Here is a 26869-nt window from a genome sequence, read left to right as displayed (position 1 = left end):
GGCAATGTTTCAAAGAGAATTCGGAGCGAGATATGGCGGGTCATTCCAAGTGGGCGAACATCAAGCACCGCAAAGAACGTCAGGATGCCAAGAAGGGCAAGATTTTCACCAAGTGGATTCGTGAACTGACCGTTGCTGCCCGTCAGGGTGGCGGTGATCCGGGTTCCAACCCACGCTTGCGTCTGGCGCTGGACAAGGCCCTTGGCGCGAACATGAGTCGCGACATCATTGATCGCGCAGTTGCCCGCGGTGCCGGTGCTGCCGATACCGACGACATGGTCGAGCTAAGCTACGAAGGCTACGGCCCGGGCGGCGTGGCGGTGATGGTCGAGTGCATGACCGACAACCGTAACCGCACCGCAGCTGCTGTTCGCCATGCGTTCAGCAAGTGCGGCGGCAACCTCGGCACCGACGGTTCGGTGGCGTATCTGTTCGAACGCAAGGGGCAGATTTCCTTTGCGCCGGGCGTTGATGAAGATGCGCTGATGGAAGCGGCCATGGAAGCCGACGCCGATGACGTGGTCACTCATGAAGACGGCTCGATTGACGTGTTCACCTCGTTCGCCGGCTTCTACTCCGTGCGTAACGCGCTGGAAGCAGCGGGTTTCAAAGGCGATGACGCGGAAATCGTGATGCTGCCCACCACCAGCGCCGAACTGGATCTGGAAGGCGCCGAGAAGGTGCTCAAGCTGATCGACATGCTCGAAGACCTGGATGACGTGCAGAACGTCTACTCCAACGCGGACATTCCAGAGTCGGTGGCCGCACAGCTGGGTTAAGGGCGAGTAAGATCCAATGTGGGAGCAGGCTTGTCGGGTCGCCGCATCGCTGCGATGCGGCGACCCGACAAGCCTGCTCCCACATTTGTTATTCGCTGTATTGAATATCGTGCTCTTACCAGACCCGCAGGCGTTATGACTTTAATTCTTGGTATCGACCCCGGTTCGCGCATCACCGGTTATGGCGTGGTACGTGATACCGGGCGTGGCTGCGTGTACGTGGCGTCGGGCTGCATTCGCACGGGGACCGGCGAGTTGCATGAGCGTCTGCAAATCGTCTATCGCGGTGTGCGCGAAGTCATCCAGACCTACGGGCCGGTGACCATGGGCATTGAAAAAGTCTTTATGGCGCGCAATGCCGACTCTGCCCTCAAGCTCGGTCAGGCCCGGGGCGCCGCGATTGTCGCGGGTGCCGAAGAAAGCCTGGAGATCGCTGAATACACCGCGACCCAGGTCAAACAAGCCGTTACCGGCACCGGCGCCGCCAATAAAGAGCAGGTGCAGATGATGGTCATGCACATGCTGAAATTGACCAGCAAGCCGCAAATCGATGCTTCGGATGCCCTGGCCATCGCCATTTGTCATGCTCATACCCGTTCCAGCCTGTTGCCCCATGGCCTGGGAACGGCACGCAGTCGTGGCGGGCGCCTGCGTCTCTGATAGCATCAGCAGTCATTTTTAGGGAATGAGGGTTTTGCGCCTGTGTTGCCGGCGCAAACCCTTGTTCTGTCAGTCGCCAGTCATTGATCTGGCCAACGCTCAAGGATCTGAAACGTGATTGGACGCTTGCGCGGCACACTGGCTGAGAAACAGCCGCCGCACCTGATTCTGGATGTAAACGGTCTGGGGTATGAGCTGGAAGTGCCCATGACCACGCTGTATCGCTTGCCGTCGGTCGGTGAACCGCTGACCTTGCACACCCATTTGGTCGTACGCGAAGACGCGCAGTTACTCTATGGCTTCTTCGGCAAGCGTGAGCGAGACTTTTTTCGCGAGTTGATCCGTCTCAATGGTGTAGGGCCGAAATTGGCCCTGGCGTTGATGTCGAGCCTGGAAGTGGATGAGCTGGTGCGTTGCGTGCAGTCCCAGGACACCTCGGCGCTGACCAAGGTGCCGGGCGTGGGCAAAAAGACGGCCGAGCGCTTGCTGGTGGAACTCAAGGACCGCTTCAAGGCTTGGGAAACCGTGCCGGCAATGTTCGCCCTGGTGCCGAACCAGCCGGGTGTGCCGGATGCGGCTCCGGTCGCCACCGCCGAAAATGATGCGGTCAGCGCGCTGGTTTCCCTGGGCTACAAGCCGCAGGAAGCCAGCAAGGCGATTTCCGCGATCAAGGAGAAAGGTTTGAGCAGTGAAGACATGATTCGTCGTGCCCTGAAGGGAATGATCTAAGTGATTGAAGCTGATCGACTGATTACCGCCACGCCTGGCCCTCGCGACCGCGAGGAAGTCCAGGACCGGGCGATTCGTCCTGTCAGCCTGGCCGAATACATTGGCCAGCCGACCGTTCGCGAACAAATGGAGTTGTTCATCCAGGCGGCTCGCGGGCGTAACGAGTCCCTGGACCACACGCTGATTTTCGGCCCGCCGGGTCTGGGCAAGACCACTTTGGCCAACATCATTGCCCAGGAAATGGGCGTGTCGATCAAAAGCACTTCCGGGCCGGTTCTTGAGCGTCCGGGTGATCTGGCCGCACTGTTGACCAATCTTGAGCCTCACGACGTGCTGTTCATCGATGAAATCCATCGGCTGTCGCCTATCGTCGAAGAGGTGCTGTACCCGGCCATGGAAGATTTCCAGCTCGACATCATGATCGGTGAAGGGCCGGCCGCGCGTTCGATCAAGCTTGATCTGCCGCCGTTCACCTTGGTCGGCGCGACGACGCGGGCCGGGATGTTGACCAATCCGCTGCGCGACCGTTTCGGGATCGTCCAGCGCCTGGAGTTCTACAACACCGCTGACCTGGCAACGATTGTCAGTCGTTCGGCGGATATCCTCGGCTTGCCGCTGGACCCGGAAGGCGCCTTCGAAATCGCCCGCCGTGCCCGTGGTACACCGCGAATTGCCAACCGCTTGCTACGCCGGGTTCGGGATTTCGCCGAAGTTCGCGCCAAGGGCCACATCACCAAACCGATCGCCGACCTGGCCTTGAACCTGCTGGATGTCGACGAACGTGGCTTCGATCACCAGGATCGACGTCTGTTGTTGACCATGATCGAGAAGTTCGATGGCGGGCCGGTCGGGGTCGACAGCCTCGCCGCAGCCATCAGTGAAGAGCGCCACACCATTGAAGACGTGCTGGAGCCGTACCTGATCCAGCAGGGCTACATCATGCGCACACCCCGGGGGCGGGTGGTGACGCGGCATGCGTACCTGCACTTCGGTTTAAACATTCCGACACGTATGGGCGAGATGCCCGTGGTAGACGAGTTCCTCGATGCCGTGGACGATTAATAACCTTTGCGCGCTGATTTTTTCGGAGTTTGTGCGGTCCTAGGACCGTACTTTCGCCAGAAAGCCGTGAATCAATGAAAAACAGTTGCCTGGCCGGATTGGCAACCTGAGGAGTAAGCACTAGAGTATGCGCGCGCAAAACGGGCTTGAGCCTTTCGCACTTCGTTGTCGCGTTTATTACGAGGACACCGATGCGGGTGGCATCGTGTATTACGTTAATTACCTCAAGTTTATGGAACGGGCTCGAACCGAGCGGCTCCGGGAGCTGGGCTTTGCCCAATCGGCGCTTGCAGGGGAGGACCTGTTGTTCGTCGTGCATTCCAGCGAAGCGCGTTACCACGCGCCGGCGCGACTGGACGACGAGCTGCTGGTAAGCGCTGAAGTAATCGAATTGAACCGTGTCAGCCTGCGCTTTAAACAGCAGGTCAGGCGAGCTACGGATAATGTGCTGCTCTGCGAAGGGCAGTTTCTGGTGGCCTGTGTGCGCACTAACAGTTTAAAACCCCGGGCCATTCCCGAAGCTCTACGTGCGGCCTTTGCCGACGTGAGCGGCGCGGGTACACACTCAAAGCAGGAGATAAAGCGTGGAAGCTAACGTCGTCGACCATTCCTCCATGTGGAGCCTGGTCAGCAATGCCAGTATCGTGGTGCAACTGGTAATGCTGATCCTGGTAGCCGCATCGGTGACCTCATGGATCATGATCTTTCAGCGCAGCAACCTGCTGCGCGCCGGTCGACGTGCCCTGGAGAGCTTTGAAGAGCGCTTCTGGTCGGGTATCGACCTGTCCAAACTCTACCGTCAGGCCGGCAGCAACCCTGATCCGGATTCGGGCGTCGAGCAGATCTTCCGTGCCGGTTTCAAGGAATTCTCCCGTCTGCGTCAGCAGCCTGGCGTTGACCCGGAAGCGGTCATGGAAGGCGTGGCCCGTGCCATGCGCGTCGCCATTTCCCGTGAAGAAGAAAAGCTCGAGCAGAGTCTGCCGTTCCTTGCCACCGTTGGTTCCGTCAGCCCGTACATCGGTCTGTTCGGTACCGTCTGGGGGATCATGAACTCCTTCCGTGGCCTGGCCACTGCCCAGCAAGCGACCCTGGCCACTGTGGCTCCGGGTATCGCCGAAGCACTGATCGCCACCGCGATCGGCCTGTTCGCGGCCATCCCGGCCGTTATCGCTTACAACCGTTTTGCTGCTCGCAGTGAGACCCTGCTGGGCCGTTACTACACCTTCGCCGATGAATTCCAGGCGATCCTGCACCGCAAAGTGCACACCAGCGAAGAATAAGCAGGTAATTTCCAATGGCTTTAATCGCTCGAGCTCGCAAAAAGCGCAAGCCGGTTGCCGAGATGAACGTGGTGCCTTACATCGACGTGATGCTGGTGCTGCTGGTCATCTTCATGGTGACCGCTCCGATGCTCAATCAGGGCGTGAAAGTTGATCTGCCCAAGGTTTCCAGCGAAGCCTTGCCGCAGGACAACAACACCCAGGTCCTGACCATTTCGATCAAGGCTGACAAGACCTATTACTGGAACCTTGGCAGCGAAGTCGACACCGAAAAACAGCAGGACAAGGCCATGACCTTGCCGCAAATGACTGACGCGGTGACCAAGATCATTCGCGCCGGGACTGAAGGCGGCAAGCGTACCCAGGTGTTCATCCGCGGCGACAAGACCGTCGATTACGGTTCCGTGATGGGCGCCATGGGCGGGTTGCAGAAAGCCGGGGTCGGTAATGTTGGCTTGATTACCGAGGCACCCTGATGCAGCAAATGCGAGAGCCGTCCGCCTCGGAAAGCTACTTCTGGCCTAGTGTCCTGGCGATTGTCTTGCACGTGCTGGTGTTCGGCATGCTGTTCGTCAGTTTCGCCTTCACACCGGAGCTGCCGCCGGCCAAGCCGATTGTCCAGGCGACCTTGTACCAGCTGAAATCGAAAAGTCAGGCGACCACCCAGACCAATCAGAAGATTGCGGGTGAAGCGAAGAAATCCGCCGCGCGTCAGACCGAAGTCGAACAGATGGAACAGAAAAAGATCGAACAGGAAGCGATCAAGGCCGCGGAACAAAAGAAGGAAGATGCGGCTCAAAAAGCCGAAGAATCCAAGAAGGCCGACGAGACGAAGAAAGCGGACGAGGCAAAAAAGGCTGATGAAGCCAAGAAAGCCGATGAAGCGAAGAAGACTGCCGAAGCCAAAAAGGTCGAAGAGAAACAATTGGCTGATATAGCCAAGAAGAAATCTGAAGAAGAAGCCAAAAAAGCTGCTGAAGAAGAGGCCAAGAAAGCGGCCGCTGAAGAAGCAAAGAAAAAGATTGTCGAAGACGCGAAGAAGAAAGCCGCGGAAGACGCCAAGAAGAAATCTGAAGCTGAAGAGGCGAAGAAGAAAGTCGCCGAAGACGCGAAGAAGAAAGCTGCTGCCGATGCTGCAAAGAAGAAATCGCAGGAAGCGGCACGTAAATCTGTCGATGAGAAAAAGGCTCAGGCCCTGGCAGATTTGCTTTCCGACACGACGGAGCGTCAGCAGGCCTTGGCGGATGAACAGGGTGATGAAGTCGCGGGTAACTTCGACGATCTGATTCGCTCGCGCGCTTCTGAAGGTTGGGCGCAGCCACCGTCGGCCCGCAAGGGCATGAAAGTGATCCTGCAAATCAACATGCTGCCTGATGGAACAATCTCCGGCGTATCGGTTGCCAAATCCAGCGGTGATGTACCGTTCGACAGTTCAGCGGTAGCGGCGGTAAAAAATATTGGTCGATTGACCGAAATGCAGGGTCTGAAGCCAGCTGATTTCGCACCCTATCGTTCATTCAAGATGACATTCACACCTGAGGATCTAGCCTTGTGAGAAACCTTCTTCGAGGACTGCTTGTTGTCATGTTCTGCTTTGCAGGACTGGCCACCGCAGATGAAAAAAATATCCTGGTCAGCAGTGGTAGCTCCCAGGCAACTCCAATTGCCGTAGTGCCATTCGGTTTCCAGGGTGGCACCGTGCTGCCGGACGACATGGCCGAGATCATCGGCAACGACCTGCGCAACTCGGGTTACTACGCGCCGATTGCAAAGCAGAACATGATCAGCCAGCCGAGCCAGGCCAGCGAAATCATTTTCCGCGACTGGAAGGCTATCAACGCTCAGTACATTATGGTCGGCAGCATCGTTCCAGCGGGCGGTCGCCTGCAGGTTCAATACGCTCTGTTCAACGTCGCCACCGAGCAGCAAGTGCTGACCGGCAGCGTGTCGGGCAGCGTCGATCAACTGCGCGACATGTCGCACTACATCGCCGACCAGTCGTTCGAAAAACTTACCGGTATCAAAGGTGCGTTCTCGACTCGTCTGTTGTACGTGACGGCCGAGCGTTTTTCCGAGAAGAACACTCGCTACACGCTGCAACGTTCGGACTATGACGGTGCCCGTGCCGTGACCCTGCTGCAATCGCGCGAGCCGATCCTGTCGCCGCGTTTCGCACCGGATGGCAAGCGCATCGCTTACGTCTCGTTCGAGCAGAAGCGTCCGCGTATTTTCATGCAGAACATCGACACCGGTCGCCGTGAGCAGATCACCAACTTCGAAGGCCTGAATGGCGCGCCAGCCTGGTCGCCGGATGGCAATCGCCTGGCATTCGTACTGTCGAAAGACGGTAACCCGGACATCTATGTGATGAACCTGGGGTCGCGTCAGATCACTCGCGTCACCAATGGTCCTGGTATCAACACCGAACCGTTCTGGGGTAAGGATGGTTCGACCATCTACTTCACCTCCGACCGTGGCGGCAAGCCACAGATCTACAAAACCAGCGTCGGTGGTGGCGGTGCGGAGCGTGTGACCTTCATTGGTAACTACAACGCCAACCCTAAACTTTCGGCTGATGAAAAGACCCTGGTGATGATCCACCGCCAGGATGGCTTCACTAATTTCAAGGTGGCGGCCCAGGATTTGCAGCGAGGTAGTGTAAAGATCCTCACTGATAGCACTCTGGACGAGTCACCTACTGTTGCGCCCAACGGCACCATGGTAATCTACGCCACCCGCCAGCAGGGCCGGGGAGTCTTGATGCTCGTGTCCATTAATGGACGCGTAAGGCTCCCGCTTCCTACCGCACAAGGCGAAGTCAGAGAACCTTCCTGGTCCCCTTACCTGAACTGACGCGGCGCTACACGTTGTACTTAACACACTGGGGTTCATTAGGAGTTTCACGATGGAAATGCTGAAGTTTGGTAAATTTGCTGCGCTGGCTCTGGCCATGGCTGTAGCTGTAGGTTGCTCGTCCAAAGGCGGCGACAACGCCGGTGAAGGCGCTGTTGATCCAAACGCTGGTTACGGCGCTAACACTGGTGCTGTTGACGGCTCCCTGAGCGAAGAAGCTGCTCTGCGCGCAATCACCACCTTCTACTTCGAATACGACAGCTCGGACCTGAAGCCAGAAGCCATGCGCTCCCTGGACATTCACGCCAAAGACCTGAAAGCAAACGGCGCTCGCGTTGTTCTGGAAGGCAACACCGACGAACGTGGTACTCGTGAGTACAACATGGCACTGGGCGAGCGTCGTGCGAAAGCCGTTCAGCGTTACCTGGTACTGCAAGGTGTTTCCCCAGCTCAGCTGGAACTGGTTTCCTACGGCGAAGAGCGTGCAGTTGCTACCGGCAACGACGAGCAGTCCTGGGCTCAAAACCGTCGCGTCGAACTGCGTAAGTAATTCGTCATGCGAACGTGCCGTCGTGCTGTAACTGTTTTGGCTCTCAGCCTCGCACCGCTTGCGGTGTGGGCTGCGGTTCCTGTGGTCGATAACGACTCCGGCTATAACAATAGCGGGACTAGTTATCCGCCTGCGGGTTACGGTACGAACGGCGCCTATGCCGGGGGAGGGGTTTCGGCCCCTGTCTCGGCACAGGGCGAGCTGTTCAACCAACTGCAATCCATGCAGGAGCAGATCTCGCGCCAACAAGGCATCATCGAAGTTCTGCAAAATGATGTAGCGCGCATGAAGCAAGAGAACCTGGAGCGATATCAGGATCTTGATCGGCGCATAGGAACCGGCGTTGCACCAGCCGCGACTCCTGAAAATTCTTCCACCGGTGGCAGTTTGAATGCCCCCGGTGCAGCAGCAGGCGCAGGAGCGGCAGCAGGAACGGCAGTCGCTCAAGCACCTGCCGCGGGTGGCGAGCCGGCTGATCCAGCGAAGGAAAAACTGTATTACGATGCAGCCTTCGACCTGATCAAAGCCAAGGATTTCGACAAGGCCAGCCAGGCTTTTGCCGCATTCCTGCGCAAGTACCCGAACAGCCAATACGCGGGCAATGCCCAGTACTGGTTGGGCGAAGTGAATCTGGCCAAAGGCGATCTGCAAGGTGCGGGTCAGGCTTTTGCCAAGGTTTCGCAGCTGTACCCCAAGCATCCCAAAGTGCCTGATTCGCTGTACAAGCTGGCTGACGTAGAGCGCCGCCTCGGTCACACCGACAAGGTCAAAGGCATTCTGCAACAGGTCGTGTCCCAATATCCGGGTACCTCCGCTGCTCAGCTGGCTCAGCGTGATCTGCAGAAAATGTAAGGCTGCTTGACTCGTTTTGAAGAAACCCGCGCCTGTCGCGGGTTTTTTCGTTAGAATTCACGCCCTTTTTATGAAACACGCTTTTTGGGATCTGCGCGGTGGCGGGGTTCCTTGAAGTGCCTGACGGAGGCGGACAGCCTGTTTAGCTGTTATGCCCGTGGCGACTATGCAAGACACATTGAGAATCACCGAAGTTTTCTACTCGTTGCAGGGTGAAACGCGGACTGCCGGGCTGCCCACTGTTTTTGTGCGCCTGACCGGTTGCCCGTTGCGTTGCCAATATTGCGACAGCGCCTACGCGTTCACCGGCGGCACCGTTCGCCCGCTCGACGATATCCTCGAGCAAGTGGCCGGTTTCCGTCCGCGTTACGTGTGTGTTACCGGTGGCGAGCCGCTGGCACAACCCAACGCCATCCCATTGCTCAAGCAGTTGTGTGACGCCGGTTACGAAGTGTCGCTCGAAACCAGCGGCGCGCTCGACATCTCGGCGGTCGATCCACGGGTCAGTCGCGTCGTCGACCTGAAAACCCCGGGTTCGAAAGAAGCACATCGCAACCGCTACGAGAACATCGAACTGCTTACGCCCAACGACCAGGTTAAGTTTGTCATCTGTTCGCGGGAAGACTACGACTGGGCCGTGTCCAAGCTGATTCAGTACGGCCTCGACAAGCGTGCCGGCGAAGTGCTGTTCTCGCCAAGCCACCATGACCTGAATGCGCGGGACCTGGCTGACTGGGTGGTAGCGGACAACCTGCCAGTGCGACTGCAATTGCAGCTGCATAAATATCTTTGGAATGACGAGCCGGGGCGCTGAGATGACTGAACAACTGAACACTGCTGAAAAACGTGCGGTCATCCTGCTGTCCGGCGGGCTTGACTCCGCGACGGTCGTGGCCATGGCCCGCGCAGAAGGCTACAGCTGCTACACCATGAGCTTCGATTACGGTCAGCGCTCTCACGCCGAACTGCACGCAGCCGAACGTGTCGCCCGGGATTTGGGTGTGGTGGAACACAAGGTGATCGGCCTGAACCTCAACGGTATCGGCGGTTCGGCACTGACCGACACCAGCATCGACGTGCCGGAAGAGGCGGGCGAAGGTATTCCGGTGACTTACGTGCCAGCACGCAACACAGTGTTTCTGTCCCTGGCGCTGGGTTGGGCTGAAGTGCTCGGCGCGCGTGACATCTTTATCGGCGTTAACGCGGTGGATTACTCCGGATACCCGGACTGCCGTCCTGAGTTCATCGAGTCCTTCGAGCGCATGGCCAATCTGGCGACGAAGGCCGGTGTAGAGGGCAATGGCTTCCGTATCCAGGCGCCACTGCAGAACCTCAGCAAGGCGCAGATCGTCCAGGCCGGCGTGAAGCTGGGGGTCGATTATGGGCTGACCGTTTCTTGCTATCAGGCCGACGATAAAGGCTACGCATGCGGCAAATGCGACAGCTGCCGACTGCGTGCAGAAGGCTTTGCAGCGGCCGGCGTGAGCGACCCAACCCCTTATTTTTGATTTATTTCAAATTAGGTGTTGAATAGTCCTTAAAAATCAGTATTATACGCGCCACCACACAGCGGGTCGTTAGCTCAGTTGGTAGAGCAGTTGGCTTTTAACCAATTGGTCGTAGGTTCGAATCCCACACGACCCACCATTTTTGTAGCAGTTTTAAAAGTCTGGAAGGCCCACGCAAGTGAGGATTTCCGGATTTTTTTTTGCCCACGATTTGAGCTCGGCTCAACGCGGGGCTGCACCGCGTGACGCAGGTCAGAATCATCTTTTGCATCCCTCGGATATTCTGTAGCCTTGCGCATCTTCAACGCTGTCCGTGCCTGATGATACTCACTTTCCCGGCGGTACCCTGTAGGGTCCGGAGCCGGGTGTATACTCGACTTTCGCGCGAAAGCGCCTGCAGGTCTTGCGAACATGACGCAGATTTCCGAACGCCTTCTGGTTCAAGCCCACCTCGATGCCAAGCAGCCCAAGCCGCTGACCGTCGAGGAGGAAGCTTTTTACCGTGCCGCCATCGCTGCCGAGCTCAAGGCTCAGGACGCGGTGCTGGTTGCTCACTTCTATTGCGATCCGGTGATTCAGGCCCTGGCCGAAGAAACCGGTGGATGCGTCTCCGACTCGCTGGAGATGGCCCGCTTCGGCAGTGCTCACCCGGCCAAGACCGTGCTGGTCGCCGGTGTGAAATTCATGGGCGAAACCGCCAAAATCCTTAATCCTGAAAAACGCATTCTGATGCCGACCCTGGAAGCGACTTGCTCACTGGACCTGGGTTGCCCGGTGGATGAGTTCTCGGCGTTCTGCGATCAACATCCGGAGCGTACGGTGGTGGTGTATGCCAACACCTCGGCGGCGGTCAAAGCCCGTGCGGATTGGGTAGTGACGTCCAGCTGCGCGCTGGAGATCGTCGAAAGCCTGATGGATAACGGCGAAACCATCATCTGGGGCCCGGACAAGCACCTGGGCACCTACATCCAGCGCCAAACCGGCGCGGACATGCTGCTGTGGGACGGTGCCTGCATCGTTCACGAGGAGTTCAAGTCCAAGCAGCTCGAAGACATGAAGGCGCTGTACCCGGATGCAGCAATTCTGGTGCACCCGGAGTCGCCGACCTCGGTAATCGAACTGGCGGATGCCGTCGGTTCCACCAGTCAGTTGATTGCGGCAGCACAGAGCCTGCCAAACAAGACCCTGATCGTGGCCACCGATCGCGGCATCTTCTACAAGATGCAGCAGCTGTGCCCGGACAAAGTCTTCATCGAAGCCCCAACGGCCGGCAACGGCGCAGCGTGCCGCAGTTGCGCACATTGTCCGTGGATGGCGATGAACACCCTTGAGCGCACGCTGAAGTGCTTGAAGGAAGGGACGAACGAGATCTTTGTGGATCCGGCGTTGATCCCGCAGGCGATTCGGCCGTTGAAGCGCATGCTCGATTTCACCCAGGCGGCGCGGATGAAGTTAGTCGGCAACGCCTGAAATCTACCCGTTAAGTCGCAAAACCTGTGGGAGCGGGCTTGCTCGCGAAGAGGGTGTATCAGTCGACATTGATGTTGTCTGACACACCGCTTTCGCGAGCAAGCCCGCTCCCACATTGATTTGTGTATGGCTGGATTATTTGGTTTTCTTCGGAATCCGTACCAGCTGGGTATCGGAGTAGATGTCATGCCAGCTGCGTTTCTGTTTATCGAACAGCGACCAGATGAACCCAAGCCCAACGCACAACAGCGACGCGATTGACACCACAAAGCGCAGCAACGCTTGCCACAAGCTGATCGACGAGCCATCAGCGTTCTGCACGCGAATGCACCACACCTGCATGCCCAGGGTCTGACCGGACCAGGTCCAGAACTTGGCAAAGAAACCGAACAGCACAAACAGCAGCACAGTCGACAGCAGCGGATCTCCATCCAGCGCACCGGCTTCGGTCAACGTGCGCATTTTGTCTTCGCCGATGATCGCCATCTGGATCATCTTGTAGAGGCCGCTGGTGACGATCAACAGAGCAATACACAACAGAAAGTCATAGAACATCGCTGCCAGACGACGACCCAGGGTGGCGGCGGGGAATTCGCCCTCGGGTTTGAGCAGGTGTTTCGACATGGCAGCCTCTGGGCGGAAAAAGAAGCCATTTTACGGATTTACGCGCACAAAAAAGCCCCTGATGTCAGCATCAGGGGCTTTTTCGTTACAGAAGATTAGGCTTCTGCTTGTACTTCGTCAGCCTGCATGCCTTTCTGGCCTTGCACAGCGACGAACGTCACTTTTTGGCCTTCTTTCAGGCTCTTGAAGCCGTTGCCCTGAATAGCGCGGAAATGCACGAACAGATCCGGACCGCTTTCTGGAGTGATAAAACCAAAACCTTTCTCGTCGTTAAACCACTTGACGGTACCGCTCTGACGATCAGCCATTTCTTATTTCCTTTGACGCTAAAATTAATGACAGTCTCCTTCTCATGAAAGAGTACTGGGGCTGGTTGCAGGAGAGTAAGAAGACGTCGAACGGGATGTAGCTAACTTGTAGGCTACTGCCCAGGTCACGATTCCAGGCGACCCATGCAAACACAGTGAACAAACTCTACGCCAACTACGGGAGAAAAAACAAGCCCCGTGAGAGGCCCGGTTTTGCTCAGGTTTATGGCAGTAGTGTGTCCACTAGTGCTGGCTTATTCGATAGGGTTGTTCAATTGTTTTCGAACGTTATAAGCAACGTTCATATTCGAAGCTTGCCGATAAGGTATGCACTATTTTATGGCGGTTGCGTTACACATTAGTGCACTGTTAACGCAACCGCGTTACTTATAGAAACAGTCAATCAACCGCGATAGTAGCGTTGCGCAACAAATGGCATTTTGCTTACAAGCAAAGGCACCTTTTTCCCACGAACAATCGCCCATACGGGGGTGTCGATCGCGATGTAAGCGCTGTCGAGGTAACCCATGGCCAATGGCGCGCCGAGGGTCGGGCCGAAACCACCGCTGCAAACGGCACCGATGATGTCGCCCGCTTCGTTGACGATTTCTGCGCCTTCACGCACCGGTGTGCGTTCCTGAGGCAGCAGGCCCACACGCTTGCGGCTGACGCCGGCTTGTTGTTGAGCGAACACAGTCTCGGCGCCAGGGAAGCCGCCGGCCCGTGCGCCATCGGCACGACGTGGCTTGGAGATGGCCCACAGCAGACTGGCTTCGATCGGGGTGGTCTCGGTGTTCATGTCGTGGCCGTAAAGGCACAGGCCGGCTTCGAGGCGCAGCGAATCGCGAGCGCCAAGGCCGATGGCCGCCACTTCTGGTTCGGCCAGCAGGGCGCGAGCCAGGGCTTCGGCGTTGGCAGCCGGTACGGAAATTTCGAAACCGTCTTCACCGGTGTAGCCCGAACGGCTGACAAAGCACTCGACACCCACCAGTTTCACGCGGGTGAACTGCATGAAGGTCATCTTCGCCACTTCGGGCGCCAGGCGCGCGAGCACGGTGACTGCGGCCGGACCTTGCAGGGCCAGTAGCGCGCGTTCTTCGAACAGCGGCTCGATCGTACACTGGTCGCCAATGTGCTTTTGCAGGTGCGCGAGGTCTTGATCCTTGCACGCGGCGTTGACCACCAGGAACAGCTCATCGTTACCCAGGTTGGCGACCATCAGGTCGTCGAGGATGCCACCGGTTTCGTTGGTGAACATCGCATAGCGCTGCATGCCCACCGGCAGGTCGATGATGTCCACCGGCACCAATGTCTCCAAGGCCTTGGCGGCATTGGCGCCGGTCAGACGGATCTGGCCCATGTGCGAGACATCGAACAGCCCGGCCTGATCACGGGTGTGCTGGTGTTCTTTCATCACGCCCAGCGGGTATTGCACCGGCATGTCATAGCCGGCGAACGGCACCATGCGCGCGCCGAGTTCGATGTGCAGTACGTGCAGCGGGGTTTTCAGCAATTGTTCGGTGGACATATTCAGCTCCTGAAAAAGTGTGCGGATGCGCGTGAGCATTAGCACTCGATAATGTTGACCGCCAAACCGCCACGGGCGGTTTCCTTGTATTTGCTTTTCATGTCGGCGCCGGTCTGGCGCATGGTGCGGATAACCTTGTCGAGTGAGACGAAGTGCTGACCGTCGCCGCGCAGGGCCATGCGCACCGCATTGATGGCTTTCACCGACCCCATGGCGTTGCGCTCGATGCAAGGCACTTGCACCAGCCCGCCAATCGGGTCGCAGGTCAGGCCGAGGTTGTGTTCCATGCCGATTTCGGCAGCGTTTTCCACTTGCTGCACGCTGCCGCCGAGTACTTCGCACAAGGCGCCGGCCGCCATGGAACAGGCCACGCCGACTTCGCCCTGACACCCGACTTCAGCGCCGGAGATCGAGGCGTTTTCTTTATAGAGAATGCCGATCGCGGCGGCGGTCAGCAGAAAGCGTACGACGCCGTCTTCGTTGGCGCCGGGGATGAAGCGCATGTAGTAATGGAGCACCGCCGGGACGATCCCCGCGGCACCGTTAGTGGGCGCAGTGACGACGCGTCCGCCGTTGGCGTTTTCTTCGTTGACCGCCAGGGCGTACAGGTTGACCCAGTCCAGCACGGACAGCGGATCGCGCAATGATGATTCCGGGTTCTTGCACAGTTGCCGATGCAAAGCGGCGGCCCGACGTTTGACCTTCAAACCGCCAGGCAAGATCCCTTCATTGCGGCAACCGGCAGCCACGCAGTCCTGCATCACTTGCCAGATATTCAGCAGGCCGGCGCGGGTTTCCGCTTCCGGGCGCCACGCACTTTCGTTGGTCAGCATCACCTGGCTGATGGACAAGCCGTAGGTGGCGCAATGACCGAGCAGGTCCTTGGCGCTTTTGAACGGGAAGGTCAGCGGCGTGGCGTCTTCAACAATGCGGTCGGCGCCGGCGGCGTCTTCATCGACCACGAATCCGCCGCCGACCGAATAGTACTCGCGGCTGCGAATCTGCAAGCCGGCAGCATCGAACGCGCGAAAGATCATGCCGTTGGGGTGATAGGGCAACGGTTTGCGGATCATCGCCAAATGTTCTTTCTCGTTGAACGCAATGCTGTGTTCGCCGAGCAGGTTCAAGCGACCATTGCCGCGAATCTCTAAGAGACGGGCGGCGACGGTTTCGGTGTTCACGGTGTCCGGGTGTTCGCCTTCCAGGCCGAGCAACACGGCTTTGTCGCTGCCGTGGCCTTTGCCGGTGGCGCCGAGCGAGCCGTAGAGCTCGACTTTGACGCAGGTGGTTGCCGCCAGCAGCCCTTCACGGCGCAGCCCTTCAGCGAAACGCGCGGCTGCGCGCATCGGGCCGACGGTGTGGGAACTGGAGGGGCCGATGCCAATCTTGAACAGGTCGAACACGCTTAACGACATGGTTGTTCTCCGGTTTCTTGTTATGAGGCGCACCCTGAACCCGTAGGAGCGAGGCTTGCCCGCGAAGAGGCCATCACGGCCGCTAAAAGCTTCGCGGGCAAGCCTCGCTCCTACAGGTCATGGTGTCCTGATGGGGGCGAGTAACCCGCCCCCTATAGATCAAGCGTAGCTTTCGATCGATGGGCAAGCGCAAACCAGGTTGCGATCACCAAACACGTTGTCGACACGACCGACCGGTGGCCAGTACTTGCCTTCGATCAAAGACGCGACCGGGTAAACCGCTTGTTCACGGCTGTACGGATGCGTCCACTCGCCAACGATTTCCGCAGCGGTGTGCGGAGCGTTTTTCAGTGGGTTGTCGTCCTTGTCCAGCGTGCCGTTTTCCACCGCGCGGATTTCTTCGCGGATGCGGATCATGGCGTCGCAGAAGCGGTCCAGTTCTTCCTTGGATTCGCTTTCGGTCGGCTCGATCATCAGCGTGCCGGCGACCGGGAACGACATGGTCGGGGCGTGGAAGCCGAAGTCAATCAGGCGCTTGGCGACGTCATCGACGCTGATGCCGCTGCTGTCTTTCAACGGACGCAAATCGAGGATGCATTCGTGCGCCACCAGGCCGTTGCTGCCGGTGTACAGCACGGGATAGTGCTCTTCGAGGCGACGGGAAATGTAGTTGGCATTGAGGATCGCCAGTTGCGAAGCACGTTTCAGACCCGCGCCACCCATCATTCGAATGTACATCCAGGTGATCGGCAAAATGCTTGCGCTGCCGAACGGTGCCGCGCAGACCGCGCCTTCCTTGCGTTCCATCTGGGCGTGGCCCGGCAGGAACGGCGTCAGGTGCGACTTGACGCCAATCGGGCCGACGCCCGGGCCGCCACCGCCGTGGGGGATGCAGAAGGTTTTGTGCAGGTTCAGGTGGCTCACGTCGCCGCCGAATTTGCCCGGGGCGCAGAGGCCGACCATCGCGTTCATGTTGGCGCCGTCGATGTACACCTGGCCGCCGTTGTCATGAATGATGCCGCAGATGTCGCGGATGCCTTCTTCGAACACGCCGTGGGTCGACGGATAGGTGATCATCAATGCCGCGAGGTGTTCGCGGTGCTCGATGGCCTTGGCGCGCAGGTCTTCGATGTCGACGTTGCCACGGGCATCGCAAGCCGTGACGACCACGCGCATGCCGGCCATGTTGGCGGTGGCCGGGTTGGTGCCGTGGGCGGACGACGGGATCAGGCAGATGTCGCGACGGTCTTCGCCACGGCTCTGGTGATAGGCGCGGATCGCCAGCAGACCAGCGTATTCACCCTGCGAACCGGCGTTCGGTTGCAGCGAGATCGCGTCGTAACCGGTGGCAGCGCAGAGCATTGCCTCCAGTTCGTCGGTCAGTTGCTGATAACCGGCGCTTTGCTCGGCCGGGGCGAACGGGTGCAGGGCACCGAATTCGGCCCAGGTCACCGGGATCATTTCGCTGGCGGCGTTGAGTTTCATGGTGCACGAACCCAGCGGGATCATGGTGCGGTCCAGCGCCAGGTCCTTGTCGGCGAGCTTGCGCAGGTAGCGCATCAGCTCGGTTTCCGAGTGGTAACGGTTGAACACCGGGTGGCTGAGGATTGGCGACTGGCGAACCAGCGCGGCCGGGAGGGTACTGACCACGGAGGCGGCGAGGGCGGCGAAGTCCGGCAGCGCTTTGCCGTCGGCCAACAGCGTCCACAGGTTTTCCACGTCAGCTTGCGACGTGGTTTCGTCGAGGGACAGACCCAGACGTTCGGCATCGACGACGCGCAGGTTGATCTGCTGGGCGTGAGCGTTGTCGTGCAGCTTGGCGGTGTTAGCTCCGGTCTTGATCGTCAGGGTGTCGAAGAAGCTTTCTTGCTCTACGTTCAGACCGATTGCTTTCAGGCCTTGGGCCAGAATGGCGGTCAGGTGATGCACGCGGTTGGCGATCTGCGTCAGGCCTTTCGGGCCGTGGTACACGGCGTACATGCTGGCGATGTTGGCCAGCAGCACTTGCGCGGTGCAGATGTTGCTGGTGGCTTTCTCACGGCGGATATGTTGCTCGCGGGTTTGCATCGCCAGGCGCAGGGCCGGCTTGCCGAAACGGTCGACGGAGACACCGACCAGACGGCCCGGCATGTCGCGCTTGAACGCATCCTTGGTGGAGAAATACGCCGCGTGCGGGCCGCCGAAGCCCAGCGGCACGCCGAAACGTTGCGCGCTGCCGATGGCGACGTCGGCGCCGAATTCGCCCGGAGGGGTCAGCACGGTCAGGGCCAGCAGGTCGGCGGCCACCGCGACCAGCGCGTTGGCGGCGTGGAAGCGTTCGGTCAGTTCGCGGTAATCAAAGACGTCACCGTTGCTCGCCGGGTATTGCAGCAGGGCGCCGAAGAACGGCGTCACGTCAGTCAGTTCAAGCTCGTCACCCACGACAACGTCGATGCCCAACGGCTCGGCACGGGTGCGCAGCACGTCGAGGGTTTGCGGGTGGCAATGGCTGGAGGCGAAAAACGCGTGGCTGCCCTTGTTCTTGCTCAGGCGTTTGCAGAAGGTCATGGCTTCGGCGGCGGCGGTGGCTTCATCCAGCAGCGAGGCGTTGGCGATTGGCAGGCCGGTCAGGTCGCTGATCAGTGTCTGGAAGTTCAGCAGCGCTTCAAGACGACCTTGGGAAATTTCCGGCTGGTACGGGGTGTAGGCGGTGTACCAGGCCGGGTTTTCCAGCAAGTTGCGCAGGATCGGCGACGGCGTGTGCGTGCCGTAGTAGCCCTGGCCGATGTAAGTCTTGAATAGCTGGTTTTTGCCGGCGATGGATTTGATCAACGCCAGGGCATCAGCTTCGCTCAGGCCGTCTTCGAGGCCGAGGACGCTGGTGCCTTTGATGCTGTCGGGAATGACGCTGGCGCTCAGGGCTTCCAGCGAATCAAAACCGAGGCTGTTGAGCATGGCTTGCTCGTCGCCGGAACGCGGGCCGATGTGGCGGGCGATGAATTCGTTGGCGGTTGTCAGGTTTACTTGAGTCATGTCAGCGCTCCTCAGGCTTCTGCGTTGGCTTTGATCAGACGGTCGTAGGCGTCCTGATCCAGCAGTTTGGCGACAGCCGAGGTGTCGCTTGGCTGGAAGCGGAAGAACCAGCCTTCGCCCATCGGGTCTTCGTTGACCAGTTCAGGGCTGCTGTCGAGTGCCGGGTTTACTTCCAGCACTTCACCGTCGAGTGGCATGTACACGCCGCTGGCGGCTTTTACCGATTCCACGGTGGCGGCTTCAGCGCCTTTATCGTAGGACTGCAGCTCAGGCAGTTGTACGAAAACCACGTCGCCCAGAGCGTTCTGTGCGAAAGCAGTGATGCCGACAGTGACGCTGCCGTCAGCTTCAGTGCGCAGCCATTCGTGATCTTCAGTAAAACGCAACTCGCTCATGGAAACTCCTAAGGGGGGCCAGACTCGTCTGGTGGACGCGATTGAATGCTTGGGCTAAAGCCCTGCTTTATAGGTGGCAACTAAGCAAGATCGCGGCCAATGTAATTTATTCTTTATAAATCAATGCCTTGAGGTGTATTTCTGAAGAGGGGGATTCTGTGGGTGTAGCGAAATCGCTACACCTGAAAGCGAAGAAAAAAGCGTAGGTGGATCAAAGCCTTGCACAGCGGTGATCAGGAGAGGGTGTATCGATATCGTTCCGCTGTAGCGCTTTCAGTACAGATGGAGGTCGTTTTTAAGCAGGTTTTCAAGCCGGATACAAAACCTGTGGGAGCCAGCCCTGCTGGCGATTAGGTTCTGTCAGTCGACATCTTTTTTGCCTGCCACACCGCAATCGCCAGCAGGCTGGCTCCCACAGGGGTCACGGTGTGTTTGGGCGATTTCAGGGCTTGTTGGGAATGCCGTACTTGCGCAACCGATGGGCAATCGCGGTGTGGGAAGTTTGCAATCGACTGGCCAGTTGCCGTGTCGAGGGGTAGCTGACGTAGAGTTTTTCCAGCAAAGTCTTTTCGAACTCTTCCATCGCCTGCTCCAGGCTGTCGACATCGCTGTCACTCTGGCGCGCCACGGAAGTGCCGGCGATGTCGAGGTCGCCGATGTCGACCAGGCTGCTTTCGCAGATCGCCGCCGCGCGGAAGATCACGTTCTGCAATTGCCGCACGTTGCCCGGCCAGCGGTTACCCAGCAGCGCAGGATAAGTGCCCGGCGCCAGGCGACAGACCGGGCGCTGGATCTGCGCGCAGGCTTGCTGCATGAAATAGCGCGCCAGCAACAGGATGTCCTGGCCGCGTTCGCGCAGGGGCGGGACTTCGACATTCAGGACGTTGAGGCGATAGAACAAGTCTTCGCGGAACGAACCTTCGCTGACCATTTTTTCCAGATTGCGGTGAGTCGCGCTGAGGATCCGTACGTTGACCTTCACTTCGCGATCACCACCGACCCGACGGAAGCTGCCGTCGTTGAGAAACCTCAGCAACTTCGCCTGCAAGTACGGCGACATCTCGCCGATCTCGTCGAGAAATACCGTGCCCTGGTTCGCCAGTTCCATCAGCCCTGGTTTTCCGCCCCGTTGTGCGCCGGTGAAGGCGCCGGGGGCGTAGCCGAACAGTTCGCTTTCGGCGAGGTTCTCCGGCAATGCCGCGCAATTCAGTGCCAGGAACGGTGAACTGTGTCGGGCGCTGATGGCGTGGCAGGCCCGCGCCACCAGCTCTTTGCCAGTGCCGGTTTCGCCCTGGATCAACAACGGTGCATCCAGTGCCGCCACACGCTGTGCGCGTGCCTTGAGCGTACGAATCGCCGGGGACTCGCCCAGCAGCGCGTCGAACCCTTCGGCATGGTCGTGGTGCAGCGCCGAGAGGCGCTCACCGATGCGGTTCGGTTGATACAGGGTCAGCAGGGCGCCAGCGTCGGTGATCGGGGTGGCGTCCAGCAGCAGGGTCTGGCCGTTGACGGTGATCTCGCGCAGCGGCAGGCGAAAGCCGTGTTCCAGCAGTGCGCCGAGCAACGCCGGGTCGGCAAACAGGTCGGCGACGCTTTCACCGGCCGGTTCACGACCATACAAAGCGATCAACGCCGGGTTGGCCAGCAACACCTTGCCGTCGCTGTCTAGGGCCAGCACCGGGTCGGTCATGGCGGCGAGCAGCGCATCGAGCTGCAAGTGCCGACGTTGCCCGGGAAGGATGTCGACCACCGTCATCGCTTGCACGCCACGCACGCTGAGCAACGCGTCCCGCAGCTCTTCGAGCACTTCCGGGCTCAGGGTCGGGGCATCGATGTAAACGTTGGGCGGGACCATTTCCACCGCATCCAGATTGAGATTACGCCCACCGAGCAGGGCCAGGACTTCCTGGGTGATGCCGACGCGGTCGATGAAGCTGACGTGGATACGCATGGGGCGGTTTTTTTAATCTGACGTGCGGAGGGTGGCAAGTATGCCTTGGGGCGAGCGAATGGTGAAATCCTGCGCAGGTCTTCAGGACGACACCGAACTCAATGTAGGAGCGAGACCGGCTTGCCGGCGATGGCGGAGTATCAGTCACCATCAATGTCGACTGATACTCCGCCATCGCGAGCAGGCTCGCTCCCACAGGTACAGCGTTCATCCAGGGAATAGAGTTACTCGAAGTTCTCGAGGTTTATCGGGTCCCCGGATTTCATATCCAACTGCTTCCGGATGTCTTCAAACATTAAATCGTAATGCTTGTGAATCGAGCCGATCTGGCTATGTGTCTTCGGGATTCCGTACTTCTCGGCGATCTTTGTTACGTTGTTGGCGAAGTTGTAGGCCTCCTCCTTGGGCAGGAAGAAGGGCTCTGACATGTCCTTGCCCTGAATGCTGCCATGCATGGTGAACTGGATGCCTTTTTCCCCTTTGTCGTTCTGGCTGACCTCATAGTCGAGGTGCACGTTGTAGTTGACATCATCCGGGGTCAGCGCGTGGCGCTCGATGTGCAAGTGACCGGGCTCAAACGTTGCCATTGACGTTTCTCCTTACCAGTAAGTTATGCCAGGTGTCGCCGTGCTGATGCGGGTGCCGGCCGTGCCCTGGACGATCGCTTCGATGTCCGAGAGTGAACCGATCACCGCGGTTTTTCCAGTATGGCGGGCGAACTCGCAGGCGGCCTGGACCTTCGGTCCCATGGAGCCGGCCGCAAAGCCGAGTTTTTCCATGTCGTCGGGGTGGGCCTGGGCGATGGCTTTCTGGGTCGGTTTGCCGTAATCGATGAACGCTGCGTTGACGTCGGTGGCGATCACCAGCAGATCGCTTTCAAGCTGTTCGGCCAGCAGCGCCGAGCAAAGGTCCTTGTCGATCACCGCTTCCACACCTTGCAGCTTGCCGTGGGCACCGTACATGGTCGGAATGCCACCGCCGCCCGCACAAATCACGATGCTGCCTTTTTCCAGCAGCCACTTGATCGGACGGATTTCAAAGATACGTTTCGGTCTTGGACTGGCCACCACGCGACGGTATTTGTCGCCGTCCGGAGCAATCGCCCAGCCTTTCTCGGCGGCGAGTTTTTCCGCTTCGGCCTTGGCGTAGACCGGGCCGATGGGTTTGGTGGGGTTCTGGAAGGCCGGGTCGTTGGCGTCGACTTCAACCTGGGTCAGCAGGGTCGCGAAGGGCACTTCGAAGTCGAGCAGATTGCCCAGTTCCTGTTCAATGATGTAGCCGATCATGCCTTCGGTTTCGGCACCGAGCACATCCAGCGGATAAGGTGAAACCGAGGTGTAGGCGGCGGCTTGCAGCGACAGCAGGCCGACCTGCGGGCCATTACCGTGGGCAATCACCAATTCGTTGCCGGCATAAATCTTGGCGATCTGTTCGGTGGCGATCCGGATGTTGGCGCGTTGATTGTCCGCAGTCATGGGTTCACCACGGCGGAGCAGGGCGTTACCACCCAGAGCAACGACGATACGCATAATGCAGTCCTTCTAAAGCAGAGAAATTGCGAGCGACTCGGCCTCCCTGTCGAAACCGGATCAAGTGTGGGAGCGGGCTTGCTCGCGAAAGCGGTGTGTCAGTCGATATCAATGTTGCCTGTTACACCACTTTCGCGAGCAAGCCCGCTCCCACCTTGACCGTGTTTCGTCAGCAGGAGCGAAGTCGGGCCTTAGATATCCGCCAACGCCGACACCAGGATCGCCTTGATGGTGTGCATGCGGTTTTCCGCTTGCTCGAAGGCGATGTTGGCCGGCGATTCGAAGACTTCTTCAGTCACCTCGACGCCGTTGGCCAGGTTCGGGTAGCGTGCGGCGATGTCTTTGCCGACCTTGGTTTCGCTGTTGTGGAACGCCGGCAGGCAGTGCATGAACTTCACGCGTGGATTGCCAGAGGCTTTCATCATGTCGGCGTTGACCTGGTACGGCAGCAACTGCTCGATGCGCTCGTCCCACGCTTCCACCGGCTCACCCATCGACACCCAGATGTCGGTGTGGATGAAGTCCACGCCCTTGACCGCTTCTTTCGGGTCTTCGGTGATGGTGATGCGCGCGCCACTTTCTTCGGCGAAGGCTTTGCACTGAGCGATGAAATCAGCGTGCGGCCACAAAGCTTTGGGTGCGGCGATGCGCACGTCCATGCCGAGTTTGGCGCCGATCATCAGCAGCGAGTTGCCCATGTTGTAGCGCGCGTCGCCGAGGTAGGCGTAGCTGATGTCGTGCAGCGGCTTGTCGCTGTGCTCACGCATGGTCAGGGTGTCGGCGATCATTTGCGTCGGGTGGAATTCAGCGGTCAAACCGTTGAACACCGGCACACCGGCGAACTTGGCCAGCTCCTCGACGATTTCCTGTTCGAAGCCCCTGTACTCGATGGCGTCGAACATCCGCCCCAGCACGCGGGCGGTGTCTTTCATGCTTTCCTTGTGGCCGATCTGCGATGACACCGGGTCGATGTAGGTGACGTGGGCGCCCTGGTCATGGGCCGCGACTTCGAAGGCGCAACGGGTGCGAGTCGAGGTTTTTTCGAAGATCAGCGCGATGTTTTTGCCTTTCAGGTGCGGACGCTCGGTGCCGGTGTATTTGGCGCGCTTGAGGTCGCGGGACAGGTCCAGCAGGTAATTCAGCTCGCGAGTCGTGTGGTGCATCAGCGAGAGCAGGCTGCGGTTGCGCATATTGAAAGCCATGATTGGATCTCCTTTGGTTTCGGTTATCCGCCTGCTTCACGCTTTATGAGCGCGAAGCAGGGCATAAGAATTAATAGTCGATAGGGTCGCGAATGATCGGGCAGGTCATGCAATGGCCGCCGCCACGGCCGCGCCCCAGTTCTCCGGCGCTGATGGTGATGACTTCGATACCGGCCTTGCGCAGCAGGGTGTTGGTGTAGGTGTTGCGGTCATAACCGATCACCACCCCCGGCTCCACGGCCACCACGTTGTTGCCGTCGTCCCATTGCTCGCGCTCGGCGGCGAAGCTGTTGCCGCCCGTTTCCACCACGCGCAGCGCCTTGAGATTGAGGGCTTTGGCCACGGTGTCGAGGAAGCTGGTTTCTTCGCGGCGAATGTCGATGCCGCCCGGCTTGCCTTCATCAGGGCGCAGGGTGAAGGCGACGATCTGGTTCACCACTTCCGGGAAGATCGTGACCAGGTCTCGGTCGCAGAAGCTGAACACCGTGTCCAGGTGCATCGCCGCGCGGGATTTCGGCAGGCCGGCGACGATGACTTTCTCGACAGCTTTGTTCTTGAACAGGTTCACCGCCAGTTGGCCGATGGCTTGGCGGGATGAGCGTTCGCCCATGCCGATCAACACCACACCGTTGCCGATCGGCATCACGTCGCCGCCTTCAAGGGTGGAGCTGCCGTGTTCCTGGTCCGGGTCGCCGTACCAGATTTCGAAGTCGGCGTTGGTGAACTGTGGGTGGAATTTATAAATGGCAGTGGCCAGCAGGGTTTCCTGGCGGCGCGCCGGCCAGTACATCGGGTTCAGCGTCACGCCACCGTAGATCCAGCAAGTGGTGTCGCGGGTGAACTGGGTGTTGGGCAGCGGCGGCAGAATGAAGCTGGAGTGGCCGAGGAAGTCGCGGAACATCTGAATGGTCTTGCCGCCGAAGCTGTCCGGCAAGTCGTCAGCGGAAACGCCGCCAATCAGGAACTCGGCGATATGGCGCGGCTCCAGGCTGCGCAACCACGAACCCACTTCGTTAATCAGACCGAGGCCGACCGAGTTGGCGGTGACCTTGCGGTCCAGAATCCAGTCGAGCGCTTCGGGGATGGCGACGATGTCAGTCAGCAGGTTGTGCATTTCCAGCACGTCGATCCCGCGTTCGCGCATTTTGGTGACGAAATCGAAATGGTCACGCTTGGCTTGGGCGACCCATAGCACATCGTCGAAAAGCAGTTCGTCGCAGTTGTTCGGGGTCAGCCGCTGATGGGCCAGGCCGGGGGAGCAAACCAAGACTTTGCGCAGTTTGCCGGCTTCGGAATGTACGCCGTACTTAACTTTTTCCGTGGACATTACTGTGATCCTCCAGATGACAAAACAAGTCGTGTGTTACAGGGTCAGGAAGCCGTCATACAGTCCGTAAGCCGCCACCAGGGCGCCCGCGACGACTGCGGTGAAAATCAGCTTCTCGACGTTGGTGAAAACCGGTTTGTTGACTTCAAGCTTGGCCTTGGCGAACAGGATCGCGCCGGGGGCATAGAGCAGGGCAGAGAGCAGCAGGTATTTGATGCCGCCGGCATAGATCAGCCAGATCGCGTAAATCAACGCGACGGCGCCGATGAACAGGTCTTTGCTGCGTTCGGCCGCTGCGTTTTCATAGCTTTCGCCGCGCACCGCCAACAGCAGGGCGTAAGCCGCTGACCACAGGTACGGCACCAGAATCATCGAGGTGGCGAGGTAGATCAGCGACAGATAAGTGCTGGCCGAAAACAGGGTGATGATCAGGAACAGCTGCACCATCGCGTTGGTCAGCCACAAGGCGTTGACCGGCACATGGTTGGCGTTCTCCTTGCGCAGGAAGGCCGGCATGGTGTGGTCCTTGGCGGCGGCAAACATGATCTCCGCACACAGCAACACCCACGACAGCAACGCGCCGAGCAGGGAAATGATCAGGCCGACGCTGATCAGCACCGCGCCCCAGTGACCGACCACGTGTTCCAGCACCGCCGCCATCGACGGGTTCTGCAGTTTGGCCAGTTCCGGTTGGGTCATGATGCCCAGCGACAGCACATTCACCAGCACCAGGAACAGCAGAACGGTGATGAAACCGATCACCGTGGCCTTACCCACGTCGCTGCGTTTTTCTGCGCGGGCCGAGAAGATGCTCGCGCCTTCGATGCCGATGAACACCCAGACGGTGACCAGCATCATGTTGCGCACCTGGTTCATCACGCTGCCCAGGTCCGGGTTTTTCACACCCCAGATGTCAGCGGTGAAGATGTCCAGTTTGAACGCAAAAATCGCGATCAGCACAAACAGCACCAGCGGCACGATCTTGGCGACGGTGGTCACCAGGTTGATGAACGCCGCTTCCTTGATCCCCCGCAGCACGAGGAAGTGCACACCCCAGAGCAGCACCGATGCACCAATAACGGCAGCCACGGTGTTGCCTTCGCCGAAGATCGGAAAGAAGTAGCCGAGGGTGCTGAACAGCAACACGAAGTAACCGACGTTGCCCAGCCAGGCACTGATCCAGTAACCCCAGGCGGACGAGAAACCCATGTAGTCGCCGAACCCGGCCTTGGCGTAGGCGTAGACACCGCCGTCCAGGTCAGGTTTTCGGTTAGCGAGTGTCTGGAAGACGAAAGCCAGGGTCAGCATGCCGACGGCGGTAATGGCCCAACCGATCAGCACGGCACCGACGTCGGCACTGGCGGCCATATTCTGCGGCAGGGAAAAAATCCCGCCACCAATCATTGAGCCGACAACCAACGCAACCAGTGCGCCCAGCTTTAGTTTTCCGGGGGATTCAGACATTGCATGACTCCAATGCAGGAGAAGAGAGACAACAGATTAATTCTGTTAGCTATTCAATCAGCTGACTTAGATCAGTGCATAGGCACATTCCATTGTTAATGAAAGACTTATGAATCTTTCCCGGGCATAACGGTATCGCCGGAAAAGCCCTGCCCAGAGGCCTCGGCCAGATCAAGCAGGTATAACGCATAGTGCATGGGGTTTTTAAGCTAGTCCGTTTTCAGGATTTCGCAAATTTTCGCCATCTGTTTTCAGTACAGAATTGATTTATCAGGATTGACATACAAAACTGTTATACACCGATTGCCATAGAATCATCGGCTACAAATAAAAGACGTTATTCGCCGTTATTTAATAGACGGTATAACCCG

General features: G+C 58.8%; 26 protein-coding genes and 1 tRNA gene. 15 read left to right on the top strand and 12 right to left on the bottom strand.

What is annotated here, in order from left to right:
• The first annotated feature begins 32 nt into the window (after window positions 1–32).
• The 15 genes from ACYZTM_RS08330 to nadA all read left to right on the top strand — a co-directional run bounded on the left by ACYZTM_RS08330 (window position 33) and on the right by nadA (window position 11743).
• Window positions 33–779 carry a YebC/PmpR family DNA-binding transcriptional regulator gene (locus tag ACYZTM_RS08330; RefSeq protein WP_056741401.1) on the top strand — a complete coding sequence of 249 codons (747 nt, stop codon included), beginning with the start codon at window positions 33–35 and terminating at the stop codon, window positions 777–779.
• A 135-nt stretch (window positions 780–914) separates the two neighbouring features.
• Window positions 915–1439, top strand: coding sequence for a crossover junction endodeoxyribonuclease RuvC (gene ruvC, locus ACYZTM_RS08325; RefSeq protein WP_131059806.1), 525 nt, complete (start codon window positions 915–917; stop codon window positions 1437–1439).
• Window positions 1440–1553: 114 nt separating this feature from the next.
• Window positions 1554–2168, top strand: a complete 615-nt coding sequence (ruvA, locus tag ACYZTM_RS08320) for a Holliday junction branch migration protein RuvA (protein ID WP_461988072.1) — start codon at window positions 1554–1556, stop codon at window positions 2166–2168.
• Window positions 2169–3230, top strand: coding sequence for a Holliday junction branch migration DNA helicase RuvB (ruvB, locus tag ACYZTM_RS08315; RefSeq protein ID WP_131059804.1), 1062 nt, complete (start codon window positions 2169–2171; stop codon window positions 3228–3230).
• A gap of 127 nt (window positions 3231–3357) precedes the next feature.
• The gene (gene ybgC, locus ACYZTM_RS08310; protein WP_131059803.1) at window positions 3358–3825 is read left to right on the top strand and encodes a tol-pal system-associated acyl-CoA thioesterase; all 468 of its coding nucleotides are present in this window, start codon (window positions 3358–3360) and stop codon (window positions 3823–3825) included.
• Window positions 3815–4510 (top strand): protein TolQ, encoded by a 696-nt coding sequence (tolQ, locus tag ACYZTM_RS08305; protein WP_008147369.1) that lies wholly within the window; start codon window positions 3815–3817, stop codon window positions 4508–4510. Before ybgC ends, tolQ begins: the two co-directional genes overlap by 11 nt.
• A 23-nt stretch (window positions 4511–4533) precedes the next feature.
• Complete coding sequence (gene tolR, locus ACYZTM_RS08300; protein ID WP_161807482.1) at window positions 4534–4986, top strand: protein TolR; 453 nt, start codon at window positions 4534–4536, stop codon at window positions 4984–4986.
• The gene (gene tolA, locus ACYZTM_RS08295) at window positions 4986–6065 is read left to right on the top strand and encodes a cell envelope integrity protein TolA (RefSeq protein ID WP_131059802.1); all 1080 of its coding nucleotides are present in this window, start codon (window positions 4986–4988) and stop codon (window positions 6063–6065) included. Before tolR ends, tolA begins: the two co-directional genes overlap by 1 nt.
• A 29-nt stretch (window positions 6066–6094) precedes the next feature.
• On the top strand, window positions 6095–7363 hold the full coding sequence (tolB, locus tag ACYZTM_RS08290; protein WP_218568837.1) for a Tol-Pal system beta propeller repeat protein TolB: 1269 nt from the start codon (window positions 6095–6097) through the stop codon (window positions 7361–7363).
• A gap of 52 nt (window positions 7364–7415) precedes the next feature.
• The gene (pal, locus tag ACYZTM_RS08285) at window positions 7416–7913 is read left to right on the top strand and encodes a peptidoglycan-associated lipoprotein Pal (RefSeq protein ID WP_131059800.1); all 498 of its coding nucleotides are present in this window, start codon (window positions 7416–7418) and stop codon (window positions 7911–7913) included.
• A 6-nt stretch (window positions 7914–7919) separates the two neighbouring features.
• Window positions 7920–8765, top strand: a complete 846-nt coding sequence (gene ybgF / locus ACYZTM_RS08280; RefSeq protein ID WP_131059799.1) for a tol-pal system protein YbgF — start codon at window positions 7920–7922, stop codon at window positions 8763–8765.
• A gap of 166 nt (window positions 8766–8931) precedes the next feature.
• Window positions 8932–9579, top strand: a complete 648-nt coding sequence (gene queE, locus ACYZTM_RS08275; protein WP_131059798.1) for a 7-carboxy-7-deazaguanine synthase QueE — start codon at window positions 8932–8934, stop codon at window positions 9577–9579.
• 1 nt (window position 9580) lies between these two features.
• Window positions 9581–10273: a 7-cyano-7-deazaguanine synthase QueC gene (gene queC / locus ACYZTM_RS08270; protein ID WP_131059797.1), complete on the top strand. Its 693-nt coding sequence runs from the start codon at window positions 9581–9583 to the stop codon at window positions 10271–10273.
• A 63-nt stretch (window positions 10274–10336) separates the two neighbouring features.
• A tRNA-Lys gene (locus ACYZTM_RS08265) sits at window positions 10337–10412 on the top strand.
• Between the two features lie 272 nt (window positions 10413–10684).
• Complete coding sequence (gene nadA / locus ACYZTM_RS08260) at window positions 10685–11743, top strand: quinolinate synthase NadA (protein ID WP_131059796.1); 1059 nt, start codon at window positions 10685–10687, stop codon at window positions 11741–11743.
• Between the two features lie 135 nt (window positions 11744–11878).
• Here the strand turns inward: nadA and ACYZTM_RS08255 are convergent, their stop codons facing one another.
• The 12 genes from ACYZTM_RS08255 to arcD form a co-directional block, all read right to left on the bottom strand.
• Complete coding sequence (locus ACYZTM_RS08255) at window positions 11879–12367, bottom strand: RDD family protein (RefSeq protein WP_131059795.1); 489 nt, start codon at window positions 12365–12367, stop codon at window positions 11879–11881.
• Between the two features lie 95 nt (window positions 12368–12462).
• Complete coding sequence (locus ACYZTM_RS08250) at window positions 12463–12675, bottom strand: cold-shock protein (protein ID WP_002552288.1); 213 nt, start codon at window positions 12673–12675, stop codon at window positions 12463–12465.
• 403 nt (window positions 12676–13078) lie between these two features.
• The gene (gene gcvT, locus ACYZTM_RS08245; protein WP_461988066.1) at window positions 13079–14203 is read right to left on the bottom strand and encodes a glycine cleavage system aminomethyltransferase GcvT; all 1125 of its coding nucleotides are present in this window, start codon (window positions 14201–14203) and stop codon (window positions 13079–13081) included.
• Window positions 14204–14241: 38 nt separating this feature from the next.
• Window positions 14242–15618: an L-serine ammonia-lyase gene (locus ACYZTM_RS08240; protein ID WP_461988064.1), complete on the bottom strand. Its 1377-nt coding sequence runs from the start codon at window positions 15616–15618 to the stop codon at window positions 14242–14244.
• Between the two features lie 159 nt (window positions 15619–15777).
• Window positions 15778–18630, bottom strand: coding sequence for an aminomethyl-transferring glycine dehydrogenase (gcvP, locus tag ACYZTM_RS08235; RefSeq protein ID WP_461988062.1), 2853 nt, complete (start codon window positions 18628–18630; stop codon window positions 15778–15780).
• 11 nt (window positions 18631–18641) lie between these two features.
• Entirely contained in the window at window positions 18642–19025 is a 384-nt protein-coding gene (gene gcvH / locus ACYZTM_RS08230; RefSeq protein ID WP_131059791.1) for a glycine cleavage system protein GcvH, read from the bottom strand.
• A 442-nt stretch (window positions 19026–19467) separates the two neighbouring features.
• On the bottom strand, window positions 19468–20976 hold the full coding sequence (locus ACYZTM_RS08225; RefSeq protein WP_131059790.1) for a sigma-54-dependent transcriptional regulator: 1509 nt from the start codon (window positions 20974–20976) through the stop codon (window positions 19468–19470).
• Between the two features lie 224 nt (window positions 20977–21200).
• Window positions 21201–21563 carry a DUF5064 family protein gene (locus ACYZTM_RS08220; RefSeq protein ID WP_461988059.1) on the bottom strand — a complete coding sequence of 121 codons (363 nt, stop codon included), beginning with the start codon at window positions 21561–21563 and terminating at the stop codon, window positions 21201–21203.
• A gap of 12 nt (window positions 21564–21575) precedes the next feature.
• Window positions 21576–22505, bottom strand: a complete 930-nt coding sequence (arcC, locus tag ACYZTM_RS08215) for a carbamate kinase (protein ID WP_461988057.1) — start codon at window positions 22503–22505, stop codon at window positions 21576–21578.
• A gap of 191 nt (window positions 22506–22696) precedes the next feature.
• Window positions 22697–23707, bottom strand: a complete 1011-nt coding sequence (locus ACYZTM_RS08210) for an ornithine carbamoyltransferase (RefSeq protein WP_131059787.1) — start codon at window positions 23705–23707, stop codon at window positions 22697–22699.
• A gap of 70 nt (window positions 23708–23777) precedes the next feature.
• Window positions 23778–25034 (bottom strand): arginine deiminase, encoded by a 1257-nt coding sequence (gene arcA / locus ACYZTM_RS08205; RefSeq protein ID WP_131059786.1) that lies wholly within the window; start codon window positions 25032–25034, stop codon window positions 23778–23780.
• Window positions 25035–25070: 36 nt separating this feature from the next.
• Window positions 25071–26498 carry an arginine-ornithine antiporter gene (arcD, locus tag ACYZTM_RS08200; RefSeq protein ID WP_461988055.1) on the bottom strand — a complete coding sequence of 476 codons (1428 nt, stop codon included), beginning with the start codon at window positions 26496–26498 and terminating at the stop codon, window positions 25071–25073.
• Window positions 26499–26869 lie beyond the last annotated feature (371 nt).

This window comes from Pseudomonas sp. MDT2-39-1 (assembly GCF_054898085.1).
This window is presented reverse-complemented; position numbering and strand designations above follow the sequence as displayed.